Below are 8,277 nucleotides of genomic sequence, written 5' to 3'. Positions count from 1 at the left end.
TCACTCATTCATGACCTCCATCGATCCTGTTCTGCCGCCCGCCGGGCGTCCGCACCCCCCATCCGACCCTCGACTTCGTACCGTTGGCGCGACTTCGTACCGGCGGAGGTACGAAGTCGAGCCATAGGTACGAACTCGGCGTGCGGGCGACGGCGCAGGGCGGCTGCGTCACGAGCGCTCACCACCACGGCGGGCGGCGCCGAGGCGCGGCACGGCGGCAATCAGCTCACGCGTATACGGGTGCGCGCGGTCGCGCCACACCTGTTCGGTCTGGCCCTGCTCCACGATCTGGCCGTGGTACATCACGGCCACCCGATCCGCGATGTGGCGCACGAGCGCGAGGTCATGCGAGATGAACAGCATCCCGACCCCGAGATCGCGCACCAGCGACCCGAGCAGCTCCACCACCTGGGCCTGGGCGGAGGCGTCGAGGGCGGTGACCGGCTCGTCGGCAACGAGGATCTCGGGCCGTGGCGCGAGCGCCCGCGCGATCGCGATCCGCTGCCGCTGCCCGCCGGAGAACTGGTGCGGGTACCGGGCGGCTGCCGAGGCCTCCAGCCCGACTCGCTCCAGCAGCCCGGCCACCGCGGAGGTGAGATCACCGCGGCCGGAAGGGACGCCGTCGCGCAGCTGGGACCCGACCGTGCGCCGCGGGTTGAGCGAGGCGTACGGGCTCTGGAACACCATCTGGGTGCGCACATCGGCGCGGGTGCGCCACCCGAGGGGGGCAACGGGAACGCCGTCGAGCGTGATCGAGCCCGCGTGCAACCGCTCGAGCCCCACCACGGCGCGGGCCAGCGAGGACTTGCCGCTGCCGGACTCACCCACGAGGCCCACGATCTCGCCGCGGTCGACCTCGAGTTCCACGCCGTCCACCGCGTGCACCTCGCCGCGGCCGCGCGAGCGGTAGACCACGCTCGCGCCGGCGATCTGCAGGGCGGCGGTCATCGCTCGTCCCAGTCGTCGGCCTGCGGGCGGGCGGCCACGAGCGTCTTGGTGTACTCGTGCTCGGGATGGAACAGCAGCGCTTCGGTGGCGCCACGCTCCACCACCCGGCCCTCCCGGAACACGTACGCCTGCGTGGTGAGCGCGGCGAGCACGGCGAGGTCGTGGGTGATGAACAGCACCGAGAGCCCGGTCTCCGCGCGGAGGTCCTCGAGCAGCCGCAGGATGCCGGCCTGCACGGTGACGTCCAGCGCCGTGGTGGGCTCGTCGGCGATCAGCAGCTGCGGTTCGCACGCGAGCGCCGAGGCGATCGCGACCCGCTGCCGCATGCCGCCCGAGAACTGGTGCGGATACGAGCGCAGTGCGCCCTCGGGGTCAGGGATCGCGACCCGATCCAGCAGCTCGACGGCACGCCCCCGCGCCTGCCGCCGCGACATCTTCAGATGCACCCGCATGTGCTCCGTCAGCTGCGTGCCCACGCTCAGCATCGGGTGCAGCGCCGCCGTCGCATCCTGGAACACGGTTGCGATCTGGCGGCCACGCACACGGTTCCAGGAGCGCTGGTCCAGCGTGAGCAGGTCGAGTGGCTCGGTGCCGCCGCGCCACCACGCCTGACCGGAGGCCTCGGATCGGTCCGGCAGCAGCCCGAGCAGCGCGGCTGCCGTCATCGACTTGCCCGAACCACTCTCTCCGGCGATGCCCACGATCTGGCCCTCGGGGACCTCGAGCGAGATGTCGTGGACCACCTGCTGCCCGCCGTGCAACGTGATCGCCAGCTCCTCCAGACTCAGCAGCGCGCTCATCGGGGTCCCCGCGGAGGTGTGCGGAGGATCGAAGCGGAGGAGCAGGCCTCCGTGGGGTGATTCATTGCATCCCCCTCGCGTAACGGGGGTCGAGGCGGTCGCGCAGCGCGTCACCGATCACGTTGAACGCCAGCACCACCGTGAGGATCGCCAGCCCGGGGAACACGCTGACCCACCAGATCGACAGATCGCGCGAGCCCGCGGCGATCATCGCGCCCCACTCCGCGGCGGGCGGGCGCGGCCCCAGGCCGAGGAAGGACAGCGCGGCCAGCATCAGCACCGCGTTGCCCAGCTCGAGCGTGGCGAGCACCACCGCGGGCCCCACGCTGTTGGGGATCACGTCACGGCGCAGCGCCTGCCACGGACCCACGCCCAGCAGCCGCGAGGAGGCCAGGAAGTCCGAGGTGCGGATCGAGAGCACCGCGCTACGGATCACACGTGCATAGATCGGCCACGACACGATGATCAGCGCGATCACGGCGTTGCGCGTGCTCGGGCCGAACACCGCCGCGACCGCCATCGCCAGGATGATCTGCGGGAACGCGAACACGAGGTCGGTGAGCCGCATCAGGATCTCGTCGGCGACCCTGCCGAGATAGCCCGCGAGCAGCCCGATCAGCCCTCCGATCGCCAGCGAGAACGCCACGATCACCACGGCGAGCGGCAGCGACAGCCGCGCGCCGTGGACCACGCGCGCGAACACGTCGCGACCCAGCTCATCGGTGCCAAACCAGTGGGCACCCGAGGGCGGTTGGTACAGGTTCGGCGACTGCTCGATCGGGTCGGCCGTCAGCACCGGCGCGAGCACCGCGAGCAGCACCCACAATCCGAGGATCAGCGCGGCTGCGATCACCGACGGCTGACGCCAGATCGAGTGCACCTGCCCCAGCCGCAGCCGCTGCGGCCAGCGCCGCCGCCGCAGCAGCGCCTCGGCCTTCGGGTCGATCGATTGCTCGACGGCGGAGTCCTGATCTGCTGTCGGGTTCGGCTCGGTCGTGGGTGAGGTCATGAGAGCCGAATCCGTGGATCGATGAGGCCGTAGAGCAGGTCGACCACGAGGTTCACCGCTGTGTACACGACCGCCACGAAGAGGCTGACGCCCAGCACGGCGGGCAGGTCCAACGCCGTGGCCGAACGGAACGCGTACTGCCCCACGCCCGGCCAGCTGAAGATCTGCTCGACCAGCACGGTGCCCGAGAGCAGCGAGGCGAACGCCAGACCCGACACCGTGATCACGGGGACCAGACCCGCCCGCAGCACATGCGCCGTCAGGACTCTCGAGGTGGGAAGTCCCTTGGCGCGGGCGGCGCGCACATAGTCGGTGTCGAGGACCTCGAGCATCGCCGAGCGCACGAACCGCACCAGCATCGCCACGGTGAGCACGGTCAGCACGAGGATCGGCAGCGCGGTGTGCTGGATCGCGTCCCAGACCGCGTCCCAGCGGCCCGCGAGCGCGGAGTCGATGATGACCGAGCCGGTGACCTTCTCCGGCGGCACGATCCAGGTGGACAGGCGCCCGCCCGAGGGCGAGACGCCGAGCAGGTAGAAGAAGACGTACAGCACCACCAGCGCGAGCCAGAACGGCGGCGTCGACAGCCCCACCAGGGTTCCGGCGCGAACGGCGTGGTCGCCGAAACGGTCGTGGCGCACCGCGGCATAGAGGCCGATCGCGAGGCCGAGCACGAGCGATCCGATCATCGCCGGCAGCGCGAGCTCGAGGGTGGCCGGCACATACGTGAGGAGGTCGTCGAGCACCGGGCGGCCGGTCTGCTGCGAGACACCGAGGTCACCCTGGAGCAGGTTGCGCATATAGAGCAGGTACTGCACGTGCAGCGGCTCGTCCAGGCCCCAGCGGGCACGGTAGGCGGCCACGATCTCGGGATCCTGCAGCGCCTGCTCGGAGAGCGTGGCGGTCATCGTGTCGCCCGGCACCGCCTGGATCAGCAGGAACGAGATCAGCGTGACGCCGACCAGCAGCACGACCGTGATGATCGCCCGCCGCAGCAGGAACCCGAGCAGGACCGAACCGAGCAGCGCGCGCGCACGGCCGCGCGCCCCTCGACGTGCCGGCGGCCCAGCGGGCGTCGGTGGTGCTGCAGTGGCGGTCGTGCCGGTCACGGCGTGGTCACTGCGGCGCGACCGCCCGCAGGTCGATCAGCCACCCGGCCGGTGAGTAGACGGCGCCCGCGACATCGGCCGTCGCCACCACGGTGCCCGAGTTGAAGGCGAGCGAGATGTAGGGGCTGTCCTGGTTGAGCAGCCGCTGCCAGTCCTGGATCGCCCGCACCTGAGCCTCGGGGTCGGTCGCCGCGAGCACTGCGTCGCCGGCGGCCACCATCTCGGGCCCCGCGAGCTCCTCGCTCCACCCCACCCGCATCGCGGAGGGCTGACCGGGCGCGAAGTTGTTCACCAGCGAGGCCGCCACCGGGTAGTTGAGCGACTGCGGGCTGAACCGGAACGGCACCTTGCCCTCCGACTGCGCCTCGAGGAACGAGGCGATCGGCTGCGGGTCGAGTTCGATCGTGATGCCGGCCTGGGCGGCATCGTTCTGGATCTTGGTCGCGATGGTGCCGAGATCCACGCCCTGGTACGTGATCGCGGGGTACATCAGGCTCACGGTCGGATCCTCGATGCCGGAGGCCTCGAGATAGGAGGCTGCGGCGTCGAGATCCTGCACCTGCGCCTCCTGCTCCGGCAATGCGCCGGCGAACGCGCTCGGCACCAGGCCGCCTGCCGGCAGCGCCTCCTGCCCGAACAGGGCGGCGATCCCCGCGTAGTCCATCGAGGCCCGCACCGCACGCACGAAGTCGAGGTTCGAGGTGACCTCCGAGATCGCCGGGTCCTGGTGGAAGGACACGAAGTAGAAGGTGTCCTGGTTGCCGGTGATCTGCAGCGTGTCCGGCAGGTCCTCGAGCAGCCGGCCTGACAGGTCGAGCGCGACCTGAGCGTTCTCGGCGCGCTGCATCGTGAGCTTCTGCGTCTCGGTCTCGACGTTGGTCACGACGATCCGCTGGTACCCGGGCTGCCCGCCCCAGTAATCCTGGTTCGCCGTCAGCACGATCTCCGAGGCCGGGTCGAAGGACTCCAGGACGTACGGGCCCGAGCCGAGCGAGGCGCCGTTCAGGTACGTGGTGGCGGCATCGCTGGTGGCGGCGTCCTCGCCGTCGAGCGCGCCTTCGGCCTGGGCGGCCTCGGCATCGAGGATGCCGGTGGCCGGCATCGCGAGGATCGTGGGCACGTTGGGGTTGGGTTCGGCCGTGGCGACGACGACGACGCCCTCCTGCGGCGTGCTGGCCACGAAGCCCTGCACGATCACCGAGGGGCTGCCCTTGAGGTTGACGAGCCGGTTGAGGCTGAACACCACGTCCTCGGCGGTGACCGGGTCGCCGTCGGCGAACGTGGCGTCGTCGCGGAGCTGGAAGGTGAACTCGGTGGCGTCCTCGTTGCTGGTCCAGGACTCGGCGAGCAGGCCCACCGGGGTGGTCACGTCGTCGCCCTCGAACGTGACCAGGGTGTCGTACATCGCGTGCACGCTGAGGTTGCCCGTGGCCTCGTAGACCTGCGCGGGATCGAGGCTGTTGACCACGAACGAGGTGCTCACGGTGAGGGTGCCGCCCTGGGTCGACGCCTCCTCGCCACCGCCGCCGCCGTTGCCGCCGCCTGCGGTGCAGCCGGCGATCACCAGGGCCGCTGCTGCGGCCACCGCTGCTGCGCCGCGCACGCGCCGCGATCCGGAATCCTGCATGGTTCTCCTCACCATCGGCCGCGGCACGGCATCCGCCCGGATTCCTCCGCAGCCGGCTCACCGACATGGAATCATCTGAATCACGACAATGTATAGCGTTGCTGAACAAGTTTACGAGAACAAAACATGCGGGAGTGGCCATGTTGGGGGATCGACTGCGCGAGCTGCGCTCGGCTCGGGGGCTCACGCTGCGCCAGCTCGCCGACGCGACGGACCTGTCCGCCGGCCTGCTCTCACAGGTGGAGAACGGTCGGACCGACCCGAGCATCGAGACGCTCCGCCGGCTCGCCAAGGTCTTCGACTCCGACCTCGCCGATCTCTTCCGTGAGCCCGACGCGCCCGAGGTGCACCTCTCACGCCCGGGCGAACGACTCCGGATGCAAGCTCCCACGGGTCTCCTGACCTACGAGCGGCTGACCTCAGGGCGCGGCAACTTCGAGATGCTCCGCGGCGTGCTCAGGCCCGGCGACACCAGCGCCGCAGAACCCCGGAGCCACGCCTCAGCCGAGTGCGTGTACGTGATCGAGGGCGCGATCGTCGCCGCGATCGGGGGCACCGACCATCCCGTACTGGCGGGCGAGGCGATCACCTTCGACTCGCGCCTGCCGCACATGTTCCGCAACGACGGCGCCGTCGACGCCGTGATCCTCCTCGCGGTGACACCTCCCACGCCCTGACCCTGCCGCTGTCTCCTCACGCTGACCATGCCTGCCGGTCGACGCTGGGTCAGGTCAGGATCAGGTCAGCAAGGTTGCGCCGACAAAGCCACCCTCCTGCGCGCCCGGGGGCACCGCGAAGACCGCCGAGCCGATCGGGATGGTCCATTCGTTCAGCAGGTCCAGGTCGGCGAGCCGCTGCTGGATCGGCACGAATTGCGCCAGCGGATCGGCCTGGTAGCAGGTGAAGATCAGTCCCGCGTTGCTGATCTGCCCCGGGGCCGGCGGATCGTCGTAGTTGAAGGCGCGGCGGTAGAACCGCTGGCTCGCGTCGTCCGACCGAGCCCTGCGCATGTGCGAGAACTCCGCGATCACGGGGAACCCGACGGCGTCCCGTGCGTCGAAGTCGGGCTCGTCGTGCTCGTCGGAGCCGGTCAGCGGTGCGCCGTTATCCAGCCGCCGGCCCACCGAGGCCTCCCGGCCGGGGCGATCGAGTCGGTCCCAGCCCTCCAGGTCCATCGCGATCCGCCGCACCACGAGGCTGCTGCCGCCGGTGAGCCACCCGGCTGAGCCGATGCGGACGAGGTCGCCGAAGTCGGAGGAGTCGGGGCCGGGGTTCACCGTGCCGTCGACCTGGCCGAACAGGTTGCGCATCGATGTGCCCACCGGCTCGGACCCGTGGGCGCGGCGGAACCCGCGCTGCACCCACCGCAGGTCGCCGAAGGCGCGGGCGTCCTTGAGCAGCATGCGCACGGCGTGCGCCACCGTGATCGGGTCATCGGCCGCCACCTCGATCAGCAGATCACCTCCGGACCACGCCTCCTGAAGCCGGTCGATGCTGAACGCGGGCAGCGGCGCGAGCCAGGTCGGCCGCTGACCCCCCGCCCGCTGCACCAGCGCGGGCCCGAACGCGAAGGTCACGGTCAGCCGGGCCGGTCGGGTCGCCAGCTCGGGCTCGGAGTCCGCGAGCGCGGGTTCACCTCGGGTGAGCCGAGCAGCGTCGTCACTCAGCAGCCGCATCATGCGCCGCAGCGCATCCGCGTCGGTGTCCGCGCGCAGGTCGAGTGCGAGGAACGTCGACCACGCCTGCGGCCGCACCGTCAGCCCGGCCTGATCCTTCCCATGGAACGGCACCACCACGGAGCCGTTCTCGGCCTCCGGCTCCGGCGTGCCGCGGGTGAGGGCATCCGCCCCCAACGCGATGGCAGCACCCCATCCGGCGGCAGCACCTCCGAGGAGAAGCTGCCGCCGGCTGGCGCTGCCCGAGAGGTTCTCGGGCGCGGCCATCAGTGATCCATTTCCCCGTGCTCGTCCGAGCCGTGCCCGTCCTCGTACGTCTCGTTGGCACCCTCGTAGTCCTTGGCGACGGCGACGAAGGTCACCTCGGAGCCATCAGCCAGGGTCAGGGTGATCTCGACGTCGTCGCCGGCCGTGATCGGCCCGGTCAGACCCATGAACATCAGGTGGTCACCGCCCGGTTCGAGCTCGGTGCTGCCGCCGGCCGGGACGGTGAACGCCTCGACCTCCTGCATCACCATGAGCCCGTCGTCGTTCATCACGGTCTCGTGCAGCTCCATGGCGGTGGCGGCCGGGGAGGCGACCGCGACCACCTCGACGTCCGTTCCGGTCGGGTTCTCCAGCGTGCCGAAGGCGGCGGTCATGCCCTCGTCCTCGGCCTTCACCCAGGCGTCGACGACGACGAGCTCGTCAGCGACCTCCGGTTCGGCCTCGGTGCTGGTGCCGCACGCGGCGAGCGCGAGCATCGCGGTCATCGCCATCGCAGCGGTGCGGGCAGGGGTCATCCAGGTGTGTGTCATCGGTGTCTCCAGGTAGTGAATGGTGTGGGGGTGGGCTGGCCCGTTCAGGACCGCCGTCGCACCCGACCGATCACCCAGACCAGCAGCAGTGCCGCCGCCGCCCCGCCGACCGCCACGTGCGCCGTCCGCGCGGGACGGGTAAGAGCGGGGGACGCGCTCGACGACTCGGTCTCGGCCTCCTCCGCCTGCGGCGGGGGAACCGACTCCTGCGCGGGGCGTTCCCCCGCGTCACCCACCGAGAACGGGATCACCCCGGAGATGGGGTGCCCGTCGGAGGAGACCACGCGCCACCTGATGTCGTAGTGACCATC

Annotated in this window: 9 protein-coding genes; 1 reads left to right on the top strand and 8 read right to left on the bottom strand. The window is 70.7% G+C overall.

Going from position 1 to position 8,277, the window contains the following annotated elements; genetic code table 11:
* Positions 1–168 precede the first annotated feature (168 nt).
* The 5 genes from ACOJSN_RS15840 to ACOJSN_RS15820 all read right to left on the bottom strand — a co-directional run bounded on the left by ACOJSN_RS15840 (position 169) and on the right by ACOJSN_RS15820 (position 5,493).
* Complete coding sequence (locus tag ACOJSN_RS15840; protein ID WP_420113458.1) at positions 169–948, bottom strand: ABC transporter ATP-binding protein; 780 nt, start codon at positions 946–948, stop codon at positions 169–171.
* Positions 945–1,748, bottom strand: a complete 804-nt coding sequence (locus ACOJSN_RS15835) for an ABC transporter ATP-binding protein (protein ID WP_420113457.1) — start codon at positions 1,746–1,748, stop codon at positions 945–947. Before ACOJSN_RS15835 ends, ACOJSN_RS15840 begins: the two co-directional genes overlap by 4 nt.
* Before the next feature lie 61 nt (positions 1,749–1,809).
* Positions 1,810–2,757, bottom strand: a complete 948-nt coding sequence (locus ACOJSN_RS15830; RefSeq protein WP_420113456.1) for an ABC transporter permease — start codon at positions 2,755–2,757, stop codon at positions 1,810–1,812.
* A complete protein-coding gene (locus tag ACOJSN_RS15825) occupies positions 2,754–3,866 on the bottom strand; it encodes an ABC transporter permease (protein WP_420113455.1) in 1,113 nt (370 codons plus the stop codon). The genes ACOJSN_RS15830 and ACOJSN_RS15825 overlap by 4 nt, the downstream gene beginning before the upstream one ends.
* A 7-nt stretch (positions 3,867–3,873) precedes the next feature.
* A complete protein-coding gene (locus tag ACOJSN_RS15820) occupies positions 3,874–5,493 on the bottom strand; it encodes an ABC transporter substrate-binding protein (protein WP_420113454.1) in 1,620 nt (539 codons plus the stop codon).
* Between the two features lie 140 nt (positions 5,494–5,633).
* Between ACOJSN_RS15820 and ACOJSN_RS15815 the strand changes: the two genes are divergently transcribed.
* A complete protein-coding gene (locus ACOJSN_RS15815; protein ID WP_420113453.1) occupies positions 5,634–6,170 on the top strand; it encodes a helix-turn-helix domain-containing protein in 537 nt (178 codons plus the stop codon).
* Between the two features lie 60 nt (positions 6,171–6,230).
* Here the strand turns inward: ACOJSN_RS15815 and ACOJSN_RS15810 are convergent, their stop codons facing one another.
* From ACOJSN_RS15810 to ACOJSN_RS15800, 3 genes are all read right to left on the bottom strand, one after another.
* Entirely contained in the window at positions 6,231–7,436 is a 1,206-nt protein-coding gene (locus tag ACOJSN_RS15810) for a Dyp-type peroxidase (protein WP_420113452.1), read from the bottom strand.
* On the bottom strand, positions 7,436–7,966 hold the full coding sequence (locus ACOJSN_RS15805; protein ID WP_420113451.1) for a copper chaperone PCu(A)C: 531 nt from the start codon (positions 7,964–7,966) through the stop codon (positions 7,436–7,438). The genes ACOJSN_RS15810 and ACOJSN_RS15805 overlap by 1 nt, the downstream gene beginning before the upstream one ends.
* Before the next feature lie 44 nt (positions 7,967–8,010).
* The coding region (locus ACOJSN_RS15800; protein WP_420113450.1) for a copper resistance protein CopC at positions 8,011–8,277 on the bottom strand (267 nt) is incomplete at its 5' end.

Origin of the sequence: Pseudactinotalea sp. (assembly GCF_048594945.1) — a bacterium.
In the GTDB taxonomy this organism is placed as follows: domain Bacteria; phylum Actinomycetota; class Actinomycetes; order Actinomycetales; family Beutenbergiaceae; genus Pseudactinotalea.
This window is presented reverse-complemented; position numbering and strand designations above follow the sequence as displayed.